Here is an 18,408-nt window from a genome sequence, read left to right as displayed (position 1 = left end):
AACGGTTTTGAAATGGAATTGGCTGCCTTCAATGTGCACGCTGGGTAATCTGGGACTGGGATCATTGTCCCTGCTGTACACGATACAGGAGCGCTATGACCTGGCATTATTAATGATTTTGCTGGCCGCATTCTGCGACGTGCTGGACGGGTTGCTGGCGAGAATGCTGGGCTGTACCAGCGAGTTCGGTAAGCAGCTGGATTCGCTGGCGGATATTATCTCATTCGGACTGGCACCGACATTTTTGATCCTGTTATACAAGCTGGAAAATGTACACTGGCTGGGGCCGGCGGCTGCGGTTGGCTTTTTGATCTGCGGTGCGCTGCGTCTGGCCAGATTCAATATATCAGCCCCGTCCACGGGCTTCACCGGTATGCCGATTACAGCTGCCGGCGTGATTTTGTCCATGCTCTCATTATTTGCTGAATATATGAAACCGGGATGGGTCATCATGATGATGGGTCTGTTATCCGTAATGATGATCAGCCATATCCCGTTTCCGTCACTTAAAAAATACGTTAACAGGAAGTGAGTCCATGCCCTGGATCATAGAGATGATTACGCAATACGGATATTTGGCAGTCTTCCTGCTCATGGCACTGGGAATTCTCGGCATTCCTGTTCCGGACGAGCTGCTGATGCTATTCGTAGGCTATCTGTGTTCAGTGATGGTGTTCAACTTTTCCGTTGCCGTGTTGGTTTGCTTCATGGGATCCATAACAGGCACACTGATCAGCTATACCATCGGGCGGAGAGTGGGCCAGCCGGTTATCGAGAAATTCGGCAAATGGGTGGGGCTTACCCCCAGGCGTTTTGCCAGCGTTAAAAGATGGTTTCATAAGTTCGGCCACTGGACTGTGTTTATTGCCTACTTCATTCCCGGATTAAGACATGTCTGCAGCTACATTTCCGGCATCAGCGCCATGTCATTCCGGAAGTATCTGCTGATTACCACAGCCGGTGCCTTGATCTGGTCCATTTTGTTTGTTTCTATCGGCTACTTTATCGGGGCCAGGTTGTCCTTTGCATAGCAGAAGGAAGGATGGGGCTTCCGTCCGGTTGAGCTGGCTATGCCTTAAATAGGACAATGCTGCCGTTCATTCGTCCAAGCTTACCTGCTGCTCCTCTCATATCCTGAAAGTAGAATAGATGAGAGGATGTGTTAGTTTACTATGGCAATAATTATAGATGTAGGAAGCAGTACAGCTTCAACCGGCAGCCAGACGATATCGATCCCGATTCTTGCACCGGGAGCGAATCTGATCCTGGCAGAGTTTGGGCTGTCAACGGTTACCGGCGGATCGGTTCTGTTAAATGCCAGCGTGGGCTTTCAGACTACATTGGGCGTTCCGAGTGTAGTGTTCACCTTGTACCGGGACGGCCAGCCTGTATATAATGTGGGATCAAGCGGACTGGCGCTGCTGGCTATTCAGCCTATTGCCCTGTCTTTTCTGGATAGAAGCGTACCTGCAGGCTACCATGCCTACTCTCTGGGAGTGGCCAATAACAGCTTGAACATTCTGCTGAATACGGCGAGTGTTACCGGGCCGGTAACGTATTCCGGAGTGTCCATCGGCTAACAATACCTGCGGTGTATTTACATTCCACAGATTGCTTGTTATGATCAGAAGTATCAAAAGAGCTTACCCGAAGCGATTAAAGGATGAATGACCTCCTTTAGTCGCTTTTTTTTTTGTGGGTTATTACCGGGTTGTTTTGTAGAACTTGTACTGTATTGGAGGCGTTTTGTATGAAAAAAAGAGGTTACGAGCTGTTCATGCTGCTGGTTGGAGCGTTTTTGTTTGCGCTGGCAGTGAATGTATTTATTATCCCCAATGATTTTGGTGAGGGGGGAGTAACCGGAGTATCGATCATTCTCTTTTATCTGCTGAAATGGTCGCCGGCGCTGGTTGGCTTTACGCTCAACGGAATATTGCTCATTATCGGCTATAAGCTGCTGGATAACAAAACAATCATCTATACCATTATTGCGGTGGCGTTTAACTCCCTGTTCCTGTATCTGACCGAGAACTGGCGGATTGATTCCAGTGAGCCGGTGATTAATGCGGTCTTTGCCGGTCTGCTTGCCGGTGTCGGGATCGGATTAATTATCCGGGTTGGCGGTACAACGGCAGGGACGACGATTCTGGCCCGGCTGGCTAATAAATACTGGGACTGGAATATCAGCTATGCGCTGCTGTTCTTTGATCTGATCGTTGCCGGTCTGTCTGTCTTTGTCATCGGGCTCGAGAAGGTCATGTTCACCTTCGTTATTCTCTTTATTGGAACCAAGGCAATGGAGTTCATCATTGAGGGGGTAAACCCCAAAAAGGCAGTAACGATCATATCGGCTGAGCACGACCGCATTGCTGCAAAGGTTACCGAGCTTATGGACCGCGGAGTGACGGTGCTGCAGGGCTATGGGTATTACACCGGCGAGGACAAAAACGTGCTCTACATCGCCATCAGCAAGCAGGAAGTCTCCATGCTCAAAAAAATCGTCCGGGCCGAGGACAAAAATGCCTTTGTCACGATCCATGATGTGCGCGATGTGTTCGGCGAAGGGTTTATTGATATCTCCAAATAAATGCAGCCGGGCGAAAAGTCATTGCCGTTTCACCCAGTCAGCAGCGGGCAAATCACATATGCTATGGTGTACTCTCAATCATGAAGGAGGAATTGGAAATGGGTTGTTATGGTGAAAATGTAAGTCCGGTTGGCGGAGCAAACTGCGGATACGGCAGTCCTTTTACTTCTAGTGCTGCAATTCTGGTATTGTTCATCCTGCTGGTTATTATCACTAAGGCTTTCTGGGTATAATTGACTTAATCAATGTGCTCTGCCGGACTTCCGGCAGGGCTTTTTCTTTGAAAGCTGAAGAAACTGCAGAAAATTCCCAAAAAAAATGAAGTGAAACGGTAATTTGGCGGTTCGCAGACTGCCTTCTATGGGTAACTCCCTCTTTGAAGGTTCATATGAGATGAATCCTGAAGAGAGGAGGGAAACCTGTGTTTTATGATCAGTCGCCCTATGACATTAAACTGGAATGGGGTCAAAGAGGGGCGAGGGCTGCAGCAGAGCGTGGAGACATCATCGTTATGGTCGATGTACTAAGCTTCTCCTCTACCGTAGTAACGGCAGTTCAGCACAAGGCTACCATCTATCCGTATCCTTCGCCGGTCAATGAGCAGGCCAAAGCTTATGCCAAGGGGCTCGGAGCAGAAATTATCCGCGGCAGAGCCGAAGCGCTCAGAGCAGGAGGGCATTCATTGTCGCCGTTGTCGTTCAGCTCGGCTGATTATGAGCGTGACTTTGTTCTGTGCTCCACGAACGGTGCAGCCTGCATATGGCTTGCGGCACAGGTACCTGCATTGCTGGTCGGCTGCCTCTTGAATGCTTCAGCTGTTGCCGACACTGCGAACAGGCTGAGGCTTGAGCTGGGGGCGCCGGTTACCGTAGTGCCGTGCGGTGAGAAATGGCTGGATGTGATCGGTGCCGAAAACAATCTGCGTCCCGGCATCGAAGATTATCTGGGAGCTGGTCTGATCCTCTCCAAGCTAACCGGAAGCAAGTCTCCGGAAGCGGAGGTTTGCATCGGTGCTCTGAGGTCTTCCGGGCAACGGATCCGGGAGCTGATCTGGGAGTCTGCCAGCAGCCGTGAACTGAGGGGACGGGGATACGAAGCAGATGTGACTTACTGCTGCCAGGCAGATATCAGCTATGCCGTTCCGGTGCTGCAGCATAACCGTTTTGTTAATGCGCCATATCTTGTACAGAAAAAATAAAATTTCATCCCGGCTTCAGCAGAATTTCATAAGGAATTAAGTTAAGGGATGTATAGTAATGACATACCCCCCTTATTCATAGATTTGGACCCTGCCGGACGCCGGCGGGGTCATTTTTTTGTGAGCCGGCTGGATATTATCCCTCAGGCTCCTGCAGCAGAATCGAAAAGGTCTGGGTCTCGTGATCGACTTCGATTGCAGCAATGCCCACAAAATCCGGAATCTCGGGATGAACCGCATCCACGCTGTAATCCGGATGGGACAGTAATAACCGGATGACTTGAATAGCTTCCATATCGCACCCCCTCAAGGACTGAGACTGATTAAGGTATTGTCCCCGCCCAGGTTAACGAATATGTCTCTGGATGAATTTTCTCTCATCGCTCCGTTCCATTACCGCCATCAGCTGCCCCTGAAATATCCGCCGCTGAATCTGGTCGATCCGCTGCAGCGCCAGCTCCTCAGGTACCTGGAATGTAGAGGCTAAGTAGTAGACGGCATCCTCGCGCTGTTCGGGCAACGGTCCGGCGGAGATCATGGAATAGGGCATGGCCGCATAGAGGATAAATCGCTCGGATTCATCCTGCTGCGCCTGTGTGAAATGCCCGGGCATCAGAATACGGTTGCCGGCATGGCGGAGCAGATGGCAGAGCTCATGAAGAAATTCGAGGCGCTGCAGCTCGGGCGGAAGCCGGTTGTCCAGGAACATCGTGTACATGCCTGCGGAGGCCTCGACACTCTTGCTGCGCACATCCAGGTAATGGACCCAGATGTTCAGCCGTTCAGCTATGTACGAGATGGAAATATCGGCCGGTTTACGAACCTGCAGACGCTGATACAAATCTTCAGTCCAGCCCTCAAGGGCGGTCATTTGGTAGTAGGATTGCATAATATCACCTCTAAATAAGATCGTATGTTCGTATTTATGGGTAAAAGAAAAGCCCGGAGGGCTAAGGTTTGCCGGCATCAGACCGGAACTGGCGTTCTTATGTATTTAAGAATAAATCAATTAAACCTGAATATCAAGTGTTTTTCCAAGATTCGGATGCGGGCTCTGCTGGAGCATCTGAGTCATATTCTGCGCCATGATTTCAGCTGAATTCTTGGCTATGTTCAGTACCTGAAGTCCGGCTGCCTGCTGCAGTGACACCTGGCTCATGGCTGTGGATAAGGCGGCAATGTCCATTTTGCACCTCCTGTTTCATTAAAATTGGGGTATGACCGGTACTCCTAATGTATATCGACTGCATAGCGAAGATTCATTAGCCTCATAAGGCGAAGAAAACTGTTTGCCGATTGGCCCAAACTGCAGGTATGCCTGATACATACTCTGTGCTGTGGGCATTAAACATTTCAGGGGAGGAATAAAAAATGGGTGCAGAATACGGTTGCGGTTGCGACAACAATGTTGGCGGAGTAAATCAGGGGCCTCCGGTAGTGCCGGTAGTAAATCCTTGGATGACCTCGACCAATGCGATTCTGGTTCTGTTCATTTTGCTGGTTATTATTACAAAAGCCTGTATATTCTAAAAAAAGTTCCGGCATATGCAGCTCCGCGCCACGCGAAAGCCCGTGCGGAGCTGCTGCTGTTGTTGCTGCTTATTTGAACATAAACTCTACCCGGGTTCCGTCGGCATAGCCTTCCAGCTGATTGCCTACCCAGCTGCCTGCACCGCGGTTGTCGGCGGGAGTTATATATTCGATGTCTGCTCCGGCACCGCCCTCTGCACACATTGCCATCGGCCACTCATCGCGGTCATAGCCTTTTTTGGTCGGTACCCCCTTGAGGGATTCCTTGCGGTTCTCCTCGGCATCCCCGCGGTTGATCGTACATATCGCTGACTCACCGTTTTTGATCGCTTCCTGGATATGCTCCGCGGTTTCAGGGTAACGGTCTGAGGGGAAAACAAGCTGTACAACCTCGGAACCGCCGGTGGAAGGCGTCGTGACGGACTGGCCGTTCTCCTCGAACCAGTAAGCTGCCAGAGCCAGCAGGACAACAATAATAAGACTGGGGATAAATTTCTGTTTGTTCACGTGCTCCTCCTGATTATGCTGAAATCTTGTTGCCCGGGTCTACTCAGTATAGCTTATAATTAGCAGATTTTAGTATACTAAATTATGAAAAATAGATCGGTAAGCCGGATGATGTCCGGAATGATCAGGAGGAGAACCGGATGAAATATAGTATTTCAATTGAAGATGAAACGCTGGTAGCTGCCGCACAAGAGATTATAACAAAACGCTACGAATGGGAGAGGCATCATGTCAGTGCGGCGCTGCGCACCAGGACGGGCGAGATTTTTACGGCGGTGCATCTGGAGGCCAGTCTGTCCCGTGTAACGGTCTGCGCAGAGGCAATGGTGATCGGCAAGGCTATTTCGGAGGGGTACAAGGCATTTGATACCATTGTTGCAGTAAGGCATCCCGATCCGGACAGTGAAGACAGGGAGATCAGGGTGGTATCGCCCTGCGGGATGTGCCGGGAGCTGATTGCCGATTACGCGAGAGACTGTAAGGTGATTCTTCCCGGAGAAGAGGGGCTGGCCAAAGCCGATATTCTTGATCTGCTCCCCCTTCGTTATTCCCGCGAGTAGCAGCAAGCTTGTTTTTAGTATACATACAGGTAGTAGCATGAAAACTTGAAGCAACTATATTAGAAATTAAAATGATTATCGGCTTACCCGCCATCCGCCGCTTCCCTGCACCGGTTGTCCCCATACAATGGTACAAAAAAAGGATGGTGGAACAGATGGAACAGCGCATACTCCGGGATCTGCTCGATTCGGCATCCCGGCTGGTTAACGATGCCGCGTGGCAGTCTGCCTTCCGTGCCTTGCTGCGGGCTCCTGCAGATGAGAAGCTGGCAGCACCGGCGCTGAATCTGCTGAACAGGCTGTATACCCTTCAAGGCAAAGGACTGATCAGCGGAATACACGATTATCTGGAAAGTGCGGATGAGTTCAGCAACAAGCTTAAAGCTACGAGCGGCCAATATGCCGGGCTTCACGGCTACGAGCTGGGAGCGATCGGCAACCAGACTGAAGCGCTGATAGCCAATCAGCGTCAGTGGGTGACAGACAGTGCCATCCGCTGGCATAAGGACGGCGGCATTGTCACCATGAGCTATCACGCCAGTCTGCCGGGAACAGCCCCGGCCTGGTCAAATGTCTCGATGAACCTTAGTGAGGCGAATTTTGCAAAATATATCACACCTGGTACTCCTCAATATACAGCGCTGCTGGCGGACCTCGACAAGGCAGCTGTCTACCTGAAAAAACTGAACGATGCTGGGGTTCCCGTTCTCTGGAGGCCGTACCATGAGATGAACGGCGGCTGGTTCTGGTGGGGCCAGAAGACCCGCTTCGTGGAGCTGTGGAACCTGATGTTCGAGCGTTATACCGTCTACCACGGCCTGCACAATCTGCTGTGGGTGTGGAGCCCCAATGCCAAAAACCAGTGGAGCGAGGAGCCAGCCAAATACTATCCTGGCGCCGGCAGGGTGGATGTACTGGCTCTGGACATTTATGACGGGGATTACAAAGCCAGTCATCATGACGGCTTGTGGGACCTGGGACGCGGCAAGCTAATTGCCATCGGTGAGAACGGAAAGCTGCCTTCACCGGCAGAGCTGGCCAAATCGCAGAACAAATGGTCCTACCAGCTGACCTGGGCCAAACTGCTGTATGAGCAGAATACGGAGGCTGTGATCAAGTCCTTTATGAATGACAGCTTTGTGATTACCAGAGACGAGTATAAAGCCCTGGCCGCTGAAGGGGAGCAAACACATCCTCCTGGAATCAAGGGCGAGTATTTCAATAACATCACGCTGAGCGGAGCTCCCGCACTGGTAAGGACAGATTCAGCAATTAACTTTTCATGGAGACAAACGAGCCCTGATCCGTTAATCAATGCCGATTTCTTTGCGGTACGCTGGACCGGTAAACTGAAGCCCGATTTCAGCGAGACCTATAATCTTTATACCTACTCGGATGACGGCATACGGGTGTGGGTGGACGGGGTTCCCGTCATCGACAGCTGGATCAAGCAGAGCGGCACAGAGCGAACAGGAACTGTACAGCTGATTCAAGGCAAGCTGCATGAGCTGAAGGTAGAGTATTACGAGAACCAGGGAGATGCCAAGGCTATTCTGATGTGGGAGAGCCACAGCCAGCCCCGGGCCGTTATTCCCGCCACAGCCTATGTGCTTGCTTAGACGGGTAAACTTGCAGAAGATCTCCAAATTTTTGGAGATCTTTTTGTGATGAAGACGCTTTAAATTTGAAATTTGGTGCTTATGAGCTCTTTTTACATTTATTTCATTTGCACTTTACAAAACCCGCCATTATTCTGTTAAGTGGAGGGATTTGAGACGATGAAAAAAGCTTTATTGATAACCGTACTTTTAATGGTAATGATCCTTAGTGCCTGCAGCAATAACAGCTCTGCGCCAGCTTCAGAGGAGGAGGTTCAGGAGACCGTACAGAACTTCTACAATGAAATGACGAAGTTTGACGAAATGGGCAAAACGTCGCTGGAAAATTTCAATACGACACTAACCTCTTATTCGACAGGAGTTGCTACGGACAAGGAGCTTGAAAAGGCGCTTGATTCTTTCCAGGATACAGCCTCTGATATTGCAGACCAGGTTAATGATGTGAAAATTTCCAAGAGTCTGCCGGAAAATATTGAGACTCTGCTGAGAGATGCAGCCATTGCGTTCCAGAGCGCCTATTCCATCAAAGAGCAGGCTTCTCAGAGTGCGGCTTCCCCGGAGGTTACAGCAGATGAGTTCAACGCCATGAACCAGCAGGCGGATGTGGCAATGCTGTACGGGATCTCCAAAGTGAATCAAGCCCGGGTCGCTGTAGGATTGCTGGATGAGGACAGCGCGGCTGAGACGGAGCTGGGGACTGTTCCCGGAACTGTAGTTGGTACAGAAGCAGATTCAGTGGATACCGGAGCAAAGACAAATACAAGCACAGAATAAAGCAAATTATTATGCGGATTATGAACTTCATTAGAGGCGCTGTACAGCCTGGCTGTGCGCGCCTTTTGCTTGCGGCCTGCAGCATGCACCTAGGAATGGAAATCCGTCTGTTGTCATTTTTTGATGCTTGATTAAAAGCCGGATCTGCAGATATAATAATACAAACGTATGTTCGTATTAATGGAGCGCGAGTGATTACCAACAACATAAGGAGGAACGGCGATGGGCAAACAGCTGGAGGAAGGCCTGCAGGGAGGTCTTGTTCACAGGAATGAAGAGGATGCACTGCACCGGGATGAACCCGCTGCAAATCTGCGGAGACTGGAAGGGATTGAGAGTACTCTTGCACAATCGCTCCGGAGTCATATCCGTATAACACTGGTATTGCAGGGGGAGGGAGAGGGCAGGCAGCTGAACGGTTTTGTCACCTCCATTCATACCCACTCGCGTGAGATTAAGCTGCAGTGGGCAGAGGAATGGAAATGGGTTCGTGTAGATGACATCGCTGAGGCTTACCTCGCCTGATCCCTAATTTATGGCTGGGCCGTCTGTTTTCTCATAGGCGATCAGGGTAACCTCTTTGTTGCCTGTTATCCGTGCAATAGCTTCCTCGGCCTGCCGGATCACCTCAACGGCGTCCTTCCTGTCGCTAAGCGCGGCAATCTTATAGCTGTCACTGTGAATGTCCAAGGGCTAATCCGCCTTTCGGGAATGGAGTTTATTTCGGATAGTGTGGCCTTTTAGGCGGGAAAACATCCAAAGCTTCTAATCAGAGAACGGGATGGGCGGTTTCGTACGAATGGTGCACACACTTTAGGCAAACCGTACAAGCAAAGCAGGCAGAGAGGGCATCTACTATACCAGGGGGTGAGGAAAATGCTGACTTTAGATCAGGTGAAAAGTAAATCGGCAGGCTGGCTGGGTAAGCTTCATCCGGTTCTGCTGGCAGGTGCCAGTGCTCTGATCCAGCGCAGCTATGCCAAAGGCATCCCGATTGTCATCACCCAGGGCATGCGGACTATAGCCGAACAAAATGCACTGTATGCGCAAGGCCGCACCAAGCCGGGAAACATTGTAACGAATGCCAGAGGCGGCTCCAGTTATCATAACTATGGTCTGGCCATCGATTTTGCCCTGCTCCTGCCGGATGGCAAAACGGTCTCATGGGATACATCCCGTGACGGCAACAATGACAAGACGGCTGACTGGCAGCAGGTGGCGCAGGAAGCCAAGAAGCTGGGTTTTGCCTGGGGCGGAGACTGGACCTCCTTCAAGGATTATTCCCATCTCGAGATGACCTTCGGGCTGACCACAGAGCAGCTGCGGGCCGGCAGGCAGCCGACGGTTCAGCAGGTCAAGGATACACTGGCCCTGATTAACGGGACAACCGGCGGAATGGATCAGGCCATTACAGTCACACTGAATGGAGTTAAAATTACCAGCGGCCTTCTGGAGAACGGCATAACCTTTGCACCCGTGCGGGCGGTTGCTGAGGCGCTTGGCGCACAGGTCACCTACGATGCTGCCAGCCGGACTGTGAACCTCGTCAGGGAATAAGGACCACCTGTATAGATGATGATCCACATGGGGAAATTATCAGCGAAATACAATTTCCTCAAAGGGGGCATTTCTCTTGAACAAGCTGGTCACAAGCCTTGCCTGCACTACACTGTTATCCATGAGTCTGATGGGATCGGGTTATGCAGCTAATGCTGCTGGCACCGGTGGGGGAATGGGTACATCCATTCCGGATACCGGAGCAAACGGTATGAGAACCGAGCGCATCCGTGAAACGAATGGAACGGGTACTCATATGCTCAACGGAACGGATCACCGGATGATGAATCAGACCGGCAATACGATGCGCGGAACAGACGGCCGGATGATGAATCATAACGGCAATACGTTGATGAATGAAGTTGAACGCAGCGGTGATAAGCTGATGAACAGAACCACCGGTACAGTTCGTAAAGGTGAGAACATGGTGAACAACGCGGTCCGGGACCGTGATAACAGCACCGTCTCCCCGCTGTCCACCACCAATCAGACCGGCAGATACCGCGCCACCAGCACAACCACCAATACAGACAACGACAGAGGCTCCAACTGGGGCTGGCTCGGTCTGATCGGTCTGCTGGGTCTGGCCGGCATGCGTAACCGGAGCGGCGAGCGGGAACGTCACTAGCAGGTAACCCGCTGCCACGGCGGAAGGTTGCTGATGAATGGCGCAGGAGGTTTCGCCCTTTGTTGGGCGGCAATGAGCAGGGATCAGGGGCAGGGATGCCCCTGATTTTGGCTTGTGCGCGCATTTGAGGCGGTAGTGAGTGCTGGAGGCAGAAATCAAAGGGACAAATGCCTTTGAATTGGGGTATTATGCGCTGAAGGCTGGAATCAAAGGCACAAATGCCTTTGAATTGGGGTATTGAGCACTGAAGGCTGGAATCAAAGGCAAAAATGCCTTTGAATTGGGGTATTGAGCGCTGAAGGCTGGAATCAAAGGCAAAAATGCCTTTGATTTATCTCGTTTGATGCTATTGGCGGGGGAATATAGGTAACTTTGCTCTTTGGATGTGCTAAAGTAACAATTCCGCTGTGTGACCATTAAAAGTGCTTTTTATGACAAGCCACGTGAAGTTAGGCCGAAGCAGCCTAACTCTATTGTAAATAAAAAAATTGGCAATATGGATTGCGCGATCACCAGATACGTGATATGATATTTCTTGTCGCGTTAGAGCGCACAATATATGCCGGGGTGGCGGAACAGGCAGACGCACAGGACTTAAAATCCTGCGAAGGGTGACCTTCGTACGGGTTCGACCCCCGTCCTCGGCACTACAGTGAGAAACCTTGAGAAATCAAGGTTTTTTTCTTTTTGTTTTTATAAGCTATAATTTTCCCGAATGCTAAAGGTTCTGTGTGTCTAGGAATCTAGGAATCACATTAGAACACACAGAACCCTGACGATAATACTCCTTTTCAGTGCTTGTCTAACCACAAGTTCTAGAGAGGTTTTTTAAACTGTGAACTTGTATGATTTTTTTGGATTGGATAAGAGTTAGGTTGGAGGTCAACATAGGTAGCCCGGCAACTGATGTGTTTAATATTGACATTCAATGAGAGTCCTAATTTTGGGATTCTCATTATTAGTATAGACTGATCATTAAACGAATGCCCCCCTTTATTGCCTATTTGGCAATGAAGGAGGGCACTTTTCTAAGTCTAATGATTATTGTTTTTTTGCAGAGCTTGTTATCATCAGGGTTGATTTGTTCTTATCCCATTGCATATTAGCCCCAAGCAATGAGGTGAGATTGTGAGCTATAATGTAGGATACCCCTGAATAGGCATAACAATTTGCTATTGTTTTTCCATCTATTGTTGGTAGTTTTTTGATGCTGTCATAGCCTACATCTACTCCTAGCAATTTGCTGACAGATCGCAGTGGAACGAACACGGCGCTATCAAATAGTCTTCCGGGTTCTGCGATTTGTCCATTCACTTTGATTTGAACGACTTTAGCTGCTGCAAAGCTTTTCTCATTTGGAATTTTGGTTTGAATACCATAGTAGACTACTGGTTTTTCAATTAATTCAGGCGCATTCGCCGGGTATACTCTAACCTCATGTGTGCCAGTTATTGTACCTAAAGTAGCCATGACTGAAGCCTTTCCTAATCCGGTTGTCTGAAGACTTCCCTGACCTAAGGTCGCAATAACCTGTGGATCCGTCGTTTCCCATGAAGCTAGCTCAGTTACATATGCAGTGTCCCCGTTATCGTAGATAGCTAGCGCATTTAATTCATAACCGTTATTTACAATTAGTTTGAACGGATCAGATGATGGCGAGATCGTTCCGCGAACGATTTCAATTCTTTTGGGAGTGAGAGCACCAACTAGCAGCTGCTTAGAGGTTGTGCCATAGCTATGAACGGAGGCTCCCGTGGCATCCTGTAGTACAGTTCCCTCAGATACAATATTGATTAGTGTATTCTGGATCTTGACCTCATTTTTAACCGTTAGGTAAAAAGAGATAAACGCTTCATCAGCCGTTGAGTCGATCATTTTGCTATTTAGAGCTGATATAGACAGAACTACTTCCTTTCTGCCATCGGCAGGGTTGAAATCTTCAGGATATGGATGATCGATATGATAATCAACAGTCTCAAAAGCTTTGGAAGGAATGAAAAAGTTATCATCTCTCCATATGTATTTCCCAAGCGCTTTATCAAATCGAATGTTATCCTCTGATGAAAATACATTTTCGTCATAGCTTACAGCAATCTTAGCAGAACGAAGCCCTTTGTGATCGGAGGGAATATTCGAAATCTTGACGCTCACCATGACACTCTGGCCTGGGAGTAGGCTCGAATAATTGCTTAGAACATCAACGGATAACTTCTTTGATGTTGATGCTGATGCTGTTACTATACCTGTAAAGCTGGCAACTGACACGAGCAAAGCAAGCAGCGCTGTGATTGTTTTTCTAAGAATATACATTTAATAAACCTCCATCCATATAATTACATCTGATATTTATATCGGCCGCCAGGAGGGATTTGTAAATGCGCTAATTCCCAACGATAATCGCAAACAATTCATCTGCAAATTAATAGGGATCATGTAACCAATTGGATAAACCGTTCACAATAAATTTAGAGTTAAGTGAAAAGGACATTTCGAGTAATTGAGGGAGTCCCACCGTTAAAAACGTTATGAATCAGGAAACCTGCAGGCGCAAACAGCGGCTGAATACCCGAACATTCTCTGGAGTCACGGCACAGCGGCATGACTAAACTTACGAGTCTATGAACCAAACTTGAAACGTTTCCAAATTAACTATTGAAACGTTTCCACTTTGGTGCTATTATAATTTTCAGAAGAGAGTCGGAGGTGTTCAATGACAAGCATTAAAGATGTAGCCAACTTAGCCGGCGTTGCAGTAGGTACCGTGTCCAGAGTCATTAACAACTCTGGCGCCGTCAAACCGAAGACACGCCAAAAGGTAGAAGCAGCCATACAGGAGCTGAATTATTTTCCGAATGAAGTGGCCCGGAATTTTAAAATGCAGAGGTCCAGGATGGTCGCCTTATTGCTGCCGAGTATCTGGAATCCCTTCTTTTCGGAGCTGGCGTATTACATTGAGGATGAACTGGACCGGGAAGGCTATAAGTTGATGCTGTGCAACAGCGGCGGCAAGCCCGAAAAGGAGCTCTATTATCTTGATATGCTGCGGCAGAACAAGGTGGCCGGAATTGTGGGCATAACTTACAACGATATCGAGAATAATGTGAGCAATGACATTCCGATCGTAAGCATTGACCGGCACTTTAATAAGAAGATTACCTGCGTAACTTCGGATAATTATGAAGGAGGCCGTCTTGCCTTAAGAGAGCTTGTGAAGGCGGGAGCCAGGAAGCCGGCTTTTATGGGGAGCGTCACCTCGGTGTTCAGTGAGACGATGAACCGGAGAGAGGGCTTTATCCATGAGGCGCAGGCTTTGGGCGTCGATTATGTAATCTACGAGAAGCCGGACCCCATCGTGGACAATCAGGCCTTTATTAATGAGTTTCTGCATAACCACGGCGATGCAGACGGCATTTTTGCCATTACCGATATGCTTGCCGCCTGTTATATCGATCAGGCCAGTAAGCAGGGTATCCGGGTGCCGGAGGATGTGAAGGTCATCGGCTATGACGGCATCCAGGACAGTCCGTATTTTCATCCTATTCTGTCTACCATCAGGCAGCCGGTGGAAGAAATGGCGCGCATGACGATCAAACTGCTGTATGACAAGATCGAAGGCATTCCGCTGGATAAGCAGGTGTACCGTATACCTGTTGTGTTCAGGCAAGGCGAGACGACATGATCTCCTGCAGATCAGAGAAACATCAGCATATCCGTATGGATGCACCGACTGGCGTTTTTCTTTTCTAAATTGGAAACGTTTCAAGTACGGAGATATATTTTTTATCCTAAATTGGAAACGTTTCAAAATGACTATTTATTTTACATTGAAAGGGAGTATAAGCGTGAATTCAAGAACCAGTACGGCAGATCCCTCCATGATCAAACCGGGCCGCAAAAGATGGAGCCGGTTCAAGCGCGACTATGAGCTGTATCTGTTTTTGCTGCCGATCATTATTCTGTATCTCGTATTCAAATACTATCCGATGTACGGGGTGCAAATTGCGTTTAAGGATTTCTCGCCGAGCCAGGGGATCTGGGGAAGTGAATGGGTAGGGTTCCAGCACTTTAAAGATTTCTTCAATGCTTATAATTTCTGGACCATCATCACAAATACGCTCTCCCTCAGTTTCCTTTCGCTGTTGTTCGGCTTCCCGGCGCCTATCATCATCGCTATTATGCTCAATCAGATGCTGGGCAAGTCCTATAAGAAATTTGTGCAGACCGTAATTTATGCGCCGCATTTTATTTCTACCGTCGTGCTTGTCGGGATGCTTAATGTGTTTTTATCGCCCAACAGCGGTCTTGTTAACCACCTGATTACCGCGTTTGGCGGGCAGCCCATCCTCTTTATGGCTGATGAAGGCTGGTTTCGTCCACTCTATATCCTTTCAGGCATCTGGCAGGAGACAGGCTTCGCCACAATTATCTATCTTGCTGCGCTTGCGGGAGTCAATCCTGAGCTGCATGAAGCGGCTATCATGGACGGGGCGAGTAAATGGAAGCGTGTGTGGTACGTGGATATTCCGAGCATTTTGCCGACGATTGTTATTCTGCTGATTCTCGCACTGGGCAATATTATGAGCATCGGGTTTGAAAAAGCATTTCTGATGCAGAGTGATCTGAACTATGCCACCTCCAATATTATCCCGACCTATGTCTATGAAATGGGGATTCAGAAGGCCCAGTACAGCTTTTCTACGGCAGTCGGCCTGTTCAACTCCCTGATTAATATCATCCTGATTTTCACCGTAAACCGGATCGCCAAAAAGATGACAGAAACCAGCCTGTGGTAAGGAGGAAACAATCATGAACCAATTATTGAAGCGAAAGAGCAGAGGGGATGTATGGTTTGACATCATTAACTATATTTTGCTGACCATTATCATGCTGCTTGTGTTATACCCGCTTTACTTTGTGCTGACTGCCTCGTTTAGCGATCCCAATTATATCTACTCCGGTGAGGTCTGGCTGTTTCCGAAGGGGTTCACGCTGGACGGCTATGAGCGGATCTTCAGTGACTCCTCCATCTGGATCGGATACGGGAATTCCATTCTGTACGCGACGCTGGGGACCTTAATTGGAGTTGCCGTCACGGTATTCGCAGCGTATCCGTTGGCCCGTAAGGACTTGGCCGGGAAGTCGGTGATTATGTGGTTTTTGCTGGTTACGATGTTCTTCAGCGGCGGGCTGATTCCGACCTACCTGCTGATAAAAGATCTGCACATGCTGAACACGATGTGGGCGCTGGTCATTCCCGGGGCAGGCGGTGTATTCAACGTCATCATTGTCAGAACCTTTTTCCAGTCGTCCATACCGGATGAAATGTGGGAGGCGGCCTCGATCGACGGATGCTCGAACACCAGATTTTTCTGGAGCATTGTCCTTCCCTTGTCTAAGTCCATTCTGGCAGTCATGGTGCTGTACCACGTGGTCGGCTTCTGGAACGGATTCTTCGACGCTTTGATCTACCTGAATGATGAGAGCAAGTACCCGCTGCAATTGGTGCTCCGCAACATTCTGGTCCAGAATCAGGTCAATTCCGGGATGATGATCGATGTGGAATCCTATGCAGCCAAGATGCGCGTAACCGAGCTGATCAAATACGGGGTCATCATGGTGTCCAGTCTGCCGCTGCTGATTTTGTATCCGTTCCTGCAGAAGTATTTTGTCAAAGGTGTAATGATCGGCTCGATCAAGGGCTGATATCCATATTCGCTACTTGAGAGGGGGGATGCACCGCCGTATTCAGGCAAAAAATAGCAGAGCAATACAAGCGTTTAACGGGTGGCATGAACAAAAGGGAGGTTATGGATAATGAAGTCTTTATTCAAAAATGCGGGGATTGTAATGCTGGCCGGAGCGTTTGCGCTGAGCGGATGCTCGGGTAACGGGAACGGGTCCAAGAATCAGGCGGAGAATCCGGATCAGGAAGCGAACTTTAATGCAACCGGTCTTCCGATTGTAAACGAAGCGGTGTCCTTAAGAATGGTAGCCCCGAAGGCGGCCCTGGCGCCGGAGTTTACGGAGATGGAAATCTTCAAACGGCTGGAGAAGGATACTAATGTAAAGATTAACTGGGAGAACATTCCGGATACCGACTATACAGAGAAGAAGAACCTGCTGCTGGCGAGCGGTGATTTGCCGGATGCCTTTTATGCGGCCGGATTTACCGATTATGAGCTGATCAATTACGGTGAAGACGGAACTCTGATTCCGCTGGAGGATTTAATAGAGCAATATGCGCCTAATTTGAAAGCGCTTCTGGACCGTCGTCCTGATATCAAATCATCCATTACCGCACCAGACGGGCACATCTACGGGCTGCCGTCCTGGGAAGAGAATAACCTGGGAACGAACCCTTTCTTTCACGTCATCAATAAAAGCTGGCTGGATAAGCTGGGCCTGAAGGTACCGGAAACGCTGGATGAATATACGGAAGCGCTGCTGGCCTTCAAAACACAGGACCCGAACGGCAACGGCAAACAGGATGAAATCCCGCTCAGCTTCATGCACATGCAGTGGTGTATGGATATCGCCGGACTGTTCGGCGCCTTTGGGCTTCCGGATAACCTGGAGCACCGTGTTGTCCGGGACGGCAAGGTTATTTTTACGGCAACTCAGCCTGAATACAAGGAAGCCCTGAATTATTTTCATGAAAAATGGTATAAGCAGGGTCTGATCGATCCGGAATCCTTCACCCAGGATGCGGCGCAGTATCTTGCCAAAGGCAAAACGACCGATGAAACGCTGGGGTCCTACGTCTGGTGGGAAGTAGAAGAGGTTGTCGGTACTGAACGTGCCAAGGATTATGTGCTGCTGTCCCCGCTTAAAGGCGCGGATGGGGAGCAGACGATTGGACGCGCCAATGGCGGCGGGCCGGGACGCGGATCTTTTGTTATTACCAAAGCGAACAGCAATCCGGAAATTACCATGCGCTGGATCGACCAGCAGTATGAGCCTTACATGGCCGCTCAAATCCACTGGGGCCCGCTGGATGTTGTATACAAGAAGGACGAAAACGGTAAACTCGTGAACCTGCCGCTTCCTGAGGGAGCTTCTGCAGGCGAATTCCGGCAAAAGGTTGCTCCGGGATCCGGCGCGCCAGGCATCATTACCTTCGAGGACTTCGGCAAAGTGGTAGATATGGAGCCCCGGGCCCAGCAGCGCGCTGCTGACCTTGAGAAATACTACAATCCGTATATGGAAAAAGAAAACTACCCAAGCATCTTCTTTGAGCCTGAGGAACTGGACACTATTAACAGAATTGAGCCGGAACTGATCAAGTATGTGAATACGCAAAGAGGCAGATTCATTGTGGACGGCGGAGCGGACGAAGCGTGGGACAACTACCTGAAGACACTGGACAAGATGGGCCTTAAGGAATTGATGGAAATCTATCAGACCGGACTGGACCGCTACAACGCAAATCTAAATAAATAAATAGAAGA

Annotated in this window: 23 protein-coding genes and 1 tRNA gene; 18 read left to right on the top strand and 6 right to left on the bottom strand. The window is 49.3% G+C overall.

Annotated elements, in window-relative coordinates; translation table 11 throughout:
* Window positions 1-7 precede the first annotated feature (7 nt).
* The 6 genes from pssA to AC4G46_RS23935 all read left to right on the top strand — a co-directional run bounded on the left by pssA (window position 8) and on the right by AC4G46_RS23935 (window position 3,785).
* On the top strand, window positions 8-532 hold the full coding sequence (pssA, locus tag AC4G46_RS23960; RefSeq protein WP_491124925.1) for a CDP-diacylglycerol--serine O-phosphatidyltransferase: 525 nt from the start codon (window positions 8-10) through the stop codon (window positions 530-532).
* A 4-nt stretch (window positions 533-536) separates the two neighbouring features.
* Complete coding sequence (locus AC4G46_RS23955; RefSeq protein ID WP_491124924.1) at window positions 537-1,031, top strand: DedA family protein; 495 nt, start codon at window positions 537-539, stop codon at window positions 1,029-1,031.
* Window positions 1,032-1,172: 141 nt separating this feature from the next.
* Window positions 1,173-1,580 carry a hypothetical protein gene (locus tag AC4G46_RS23950; protein ID WP_491124923.1) on the top strand — a complete coding sequence of 136 codons (408 nt, stop codon included), beginning with the start codon at window positions 1,173-1,175 and terminating at the stop codon, window positions 1,578-1,580.
* A 170-nt stretch (window positions 1,581-1,750) separates the two neighbouring features.
* Window positions 1,751-2,587 (top strand): YitT family protein, encoded by an 837-nt coding sequence (locus AC4G46_RS23945; RefSeq protein ID WP_491124922.1) that lies wholly within the window; start codon window positions 1,751-1,753, stop codon window positions 2,585-2,587.
* Between the two features lie 98 nt (window positions 2,588-2,685).
* Window positions 2,686-2,820, top strand: a complete 135-nt coding sequence (locus AC4G46_RS23940; protein WP_491124921.1) for a hypothetical protein — start codon at window positions 2,686-2,688, stop codon at window positions 2,818-2,820.
* A 188-nt stretch (window positions 2,821-3,008) separates the two neighbouring features.
* The gene (locus AC4G46_RS23935) at window positions 3,009-3,785 is read left to right on the top strand and encodes a 2-phosphosulfolactate phosphatase (protein WP_491124920.1); all 777 of its coding nucleotides are present in this window, start codon (window positions 3,009-3,011) and stop codon (window positions 3,783-3,785) included.
* 136 nt (window positions 3,786-3,921) lie between these two features.
* Here the strand turns inward: AC4G46_RS23935 and AC4G46_RS23930 are convergent, their stop codons facing one another.
* The 3 genes from AC4G46_RS23930 to AC4G46_RS23920 all read right to left on the bottom strand — a co-directional run bounded on the left by AC4G46_RS23930 (window position 3,922) and on the right by AC4G46_RS23920 (window position 4,971).
* Window positions 3,922-4,080, bottom strand: coding sequence for a hypothetical protein (locus AC4G46_RS23930; protein WP_342562353.1), 159 nt, complete (start codon window positions 4,078-4,080; stop codon window positions 3,922-3,924).
* A gap of 51 nt (window positions 4,081-4,131) precedes the next feature.
* Window positions 4,132-4,674 carry an ImmA/IrrE family metallo-endopeptidase gene (locus AC4G46_RS23925; protein ID WP_491124919.1) on the bottom strand — a complete coding sequence of 181 codons (543 nt, stop codon included), beginning with the start codon at window positions 4,672-4,674 and terminating at the stop codon, window positions 4,132-4,134.
* 120 nt (window positions 4,675-4,794) lie between these two features.
* Window positions 4,795-4,971, bottom strand: a complete 177-nt coding sequence (locus AC4G46_RS23920; protein WP_491124918.1) for a YjfB family protein — start codon at window positions 4,969-4,971, stop codon at window positions 4,795-4,797.
* A 185-nt stretch (window positions 4,972-5,156) separates the two neighbouring features.
* Between AC4G46_RS23920 and AC4G46_RS23915 the strand changes: the two genes are divergently transcribed.
* Window positions 5,157-5,315, top strand: a complete 159-nt coding sequence (locus AC4G46_RS23915; protein ID WP_157889962.1) for a hypothetical protein — start codon at window positions 5,157-5,159, stop codon at window positions 5,313-5,315.
* Window positions 5,316-5,384: 69 nt separating this feature from the next.
* Here the strand turns inward: AC4G46_RS23915 and AC4G46_RS23910 are convergent, their stop codons facing one another.
* Entirely contained in the window at window positions 5,385-5,822 is a 438-nt protein-coding gene (locus AC4G46_RS23910) for a NucA/NucB deoxyribonuclease domain-containing protein (protein ID WP_491124917.1), read from the bottom strand.
* A gap of 140 nt (window positions 5,823-5,962) precedes the next feature.
* On the opposite strand from AC4G46_RS23910, the gene AC4G46_RS23905 reads away from it, so the two are divergent.
* From AC4G46_RS23905 to AC4G46_RS23890, 4 genes are all read left to right on the top strand, one after another.
* Window positions 5,963-6,382 carry a cytidine deaminase gene (locus AC4G46_RS23905; protein ID WP_491124916.1) on the top strand — a complete coding sequence of 140 codons (420 nt, stop codon included), beginning with the start codon at window positions 5,963-5,965 and terminating at the stop codon, window positions 6,380-6,382.
* A 155-nt stretch (window positions 6,383-6,537) separates the two neighbouring features.
* Window positions 6,538-8,001, top strand: coding sequence for a glycosyl hydrolase (locus AC4G46_RS23900; RefSeq protein ID WP_491124915.1), 1,464 nt, complete (start codon window positions 6,538-6,540; stop codon window positions 7,999-8,001).
* Between the two features lie 159 nt (window positions 8,002-8,160).
* Entirely contained in the window at window positions 8,161-8,775 is a 615-nt protein-coding gene (locus AC4G46_RS23895) for a peptidylprolyl isomerase (protein WP_491124914.1), read from the top strand.
* Between the two features lie 222 nt (window positions 8,776-8,997).
* Window positions 8,998-9,300 carry a YolD-like family protein gene (locus tag AC4G46_RS23890; protein WP_491124913.1) on the top strand — a complete coding sequence of 101 codons (303 nt, stop codon included), beginning with the start codon at window positions 8,998-9,000 and terminating at the stop codon, window positions 9,298-9,300.
* Between the two features lie 3 nt (window positions 9,301-9,303).
* Here the strand turns inward: AC4G46_RS23890 and AC4G46_RS23885 are convergent, their stop codons facing one another.
* Window positions 9,304-9,465 (bottom strand): hypothetical protein, encoded by a 162-nt coding sequence (locus AC4G46_RS23885; RefSeq protein ID WP_491124912.1) that lies wholly within the window; start codon window positions 9,463-9,465, stop codon window positions 9,304-9,306.
* Window positions 9,466-9,651: 186 nt separating this feature from the next.
* Between AC4G46_RS23885 and AC4G46_RS23880 the strand changes: the two genes are divergently transcribed.
* The 3 genes from AC4G46_RS23880 (at window position 9,652) to AC4G46_RS23870 (ending at window position 11,607) form a co-directional block, all read left to right on the top strand.
* On the top strand, window positions 9,652-10,332 hold the full coding sequence (locus AC4G46_RS23880; RefSeq protein WP_491124911.1) for a M15 family metallopeptidase: 681 nt from the start codon (window positions 9,652-9,654) through the stop codon (window positions 10,330-10,332).
* A gap of 76 nt (window positions 10,333-10,408) precedes the next feature.
* Window positions 10,409-10,960, top strand: coding sequence for a WGxxGxxG family protein (locus AC4G46_RS23875; protein WP_491124910.1), 552 nt, complete (start codon window positions 10,409-10,411; stop codon window positions 10,958-10,960).
* Between the two features lie 561 nt (window positions 10,961-11,521).
* Window positions 11,522-11,607: transfer RNA gene (locus tag AC4G46_RS23870), tRNA-Leu, on the top strand.
* A 394-nt stretch (window positions 11,608-12,001) separates the two neighbouring features.
* Here AC4G46_RS23870 and AC4G46_RS23865 read toward each other — a convergent pair.
* On the bottom strand, window positions 12,002-13,270 hold the full coding sequence (locus AC4G46_RS23865; protein WP_491124909.1) for a hypothetical protein: 1,269 nt from the start codon (window positions 13,268-13,270) through the stop codon (window positions 12,002-12,004).
* 400 nt (window positions 13,271-13,670) lie between these two features.
* Between AC4G46_RS23865 and AC4G46_RS23860 the strand changes: the two genes are divergently transcribed.
* From AC4G46_RS23860 to AC4G46_RS23845, 4 genes are all read left to right on the top strand, one after another.
* Complete coding sequence (locus AC4G46_RS23860; protein WP_491124908.1) at window positions 13,671-14,639, top strand: LacI family DNA-binding transcriptional regulator; 969 nt, start codon at window positions 13,671-13,673, stop codon at window positions 14,637-14,639.
* Window positions 14,640-14,835: 196 nt separating this feature from the next.
* Window positions 14,836-15,753, top strand: a complete 918-nt coding sequence (locus AC4G46_RS23855; protein WP_342566494.1) for an ABC transporter permease — start codon at window positions 14,836-14,838, stop codon at window positions 15,751-15,753.
* A gap of 13 nt (window positions 15,754-15,766) precedes the next feature.
* A complete protein-coding gene (locus AC4G46_RS23850) occupies window positions 15,767-16,663 on the top strand; it encodes a carbohydrate ABC transporter permease (protein WP_068722695.1) in 897 nt (298 codons plus the stop codon).
* Window positions 16,664-16,774: 111 nt separating this feature from the next.
* Window positions 16,775-18,400 carry an ABC transporter substrate-binding protein gene (locus AC4G46_RS23845; RefSeq protein WP_491124907.1) on the top strand — a complete coding sequence of 542 codons (1,626 nt, stop codon included), beginning with the start codon at window positions 16,775-16,777 and terminating at the stop codon, window positions 18,398-18,400.
* Window positions 18,401-18,408 lie beyond the last annotated feature (8 nt).

It is taken from the genome of Paenibacillus sp. fava2, from assembly GCF_058313675.1.
This window is presented reverse-complemented; position numbering and strand designations above follow the sequence as displayed.

Bases quoted from the DNA above. Each gene is read 5' to 3' on its own strand.
- AC4G46_RS23955 (WP_491124924.1), top strand. From the start codon at position 537: ATGCCCTGGATCATAGAGATGATTACGCAATACGGATATTTGGCAGTC.
- AC4G46_RS23950 (WP_491124923.1), top strand. From the start codon at position 1,173: ATGGCAATAATTATAGATGTAGGAAGCAGTACAGCTTCAACCGGCAGC.
- AC4G46_RS23945 (WP_491124922.1), top strand. From the start codon at position 1,751: ATGAAAAAAAGAGGTTACGAGCTGTTCATGCTGCTGGTTGGAGCGTTT.
- AC4G46_RS23940 (WP_491124921.1), top strand. From the start codon at position 2,686: ATGGGTTGTTATGGTGAAAATGTAAGTCCGGTTGGCGGAGCAAACTGC.
- AC4G46_RS23930 (WP_342562353.1), bottom strand. From the start codon at position 4,080: ATGGAAGCTATTCAAGTCATCCGGTTATTACTGTCCCATCCGGATTAC.
- AC4G46_RS23925 (WP_491124919.1), bottom strand. From the start codon at position 4,674: ATGCAATCCTACTACCAAATGACCGCCCTTGAGGGCTGGACTGAAGAT.
- AC4G46_RS23920 (WP_491124918.1), bottom strand. From the start codon at position 4,971: ATGGACATTGCCGCCTTATCCACAGCCATGAGCCAGGTGTCACTGCAG.
- AC4G46_RS23915 (WP_157889962.1), top strand. From the start codon at position 5,157: ATGGGTGCAGAATACGGTTGCGGTTGCGACAACAATGTTGGCGGAGTA.
- AC4G46_RS23905 (WP_491124916.1), top strand. From the start codon at position 5,963: ATGAAATATAGTATTTCAATTGAAGATGAAACGCTGGTAGCTGCCGCA.
- AC4G46_RS23900 (WP_491124915.1), top strand. From the start codon at position 6,538: ATGGAACAGCGCATACTCCGGGATCTGCTCGATTCGGCATCCCGGCTG.
- AC4G46_RS23895 (WP_491124914.1), top strand. From the start codon at position 8,161: ATGAAAAAAGCTTTATTGATAACCGTACTTTTAATGGTAATGATCCTT.
- AC4G46_RS23890 (WP_491124913.1), top strand. From the start codon at position 8,998: ATGGGCAAACAGCTGGAGGAAGGCCTGCAGGGAGGTCTTGTTCACAGG.
- AC4G46_RS23880 (WP_491124911.1), top strand. From the start codon at position 9,652: ATGCTGACTTTAGATCAGGTGAAAAGTAAATCGGCAGGCTGGCTGGGT.
- AC4G46_RS23865 (WP_491124909.1), bottom strand. From the start codon at position 13,270: ATGTATATTCTTAGAAAAACAATCACAGCGCTGCTTGCTTTGCTCGTG.
- AC4G46_RS23860 (WP_491124908.1), top strand. From the start codon at position 13,671: ATGACAAGCATTAAAGATGTAGCCAACTTAGCCGGCGTTGCAGTAGGT.
- AC4G46_RS23855 (WP_342566494.1), top strand. From the start codon at position 14,836: ATGATCAAACCGGGCCGCAAAAGATGGAGCCGGTTCAAGCGCGACTAT.
- AC4G46_RS23850 (WP_068722695.1), top strand. From the start codon at position 15,767: ATGAACCAATTATTGAAGCGAAAGAGCAGAGGGGATGTATGGTTTGAC.
- AC4G46_RS23845 (WP_491124907.1), top strand. From the start codon at position 16,775: ATGAAGTCTTTATTCAAAAATGCGGGGATTGTAATGCTGGCCGGAGCG.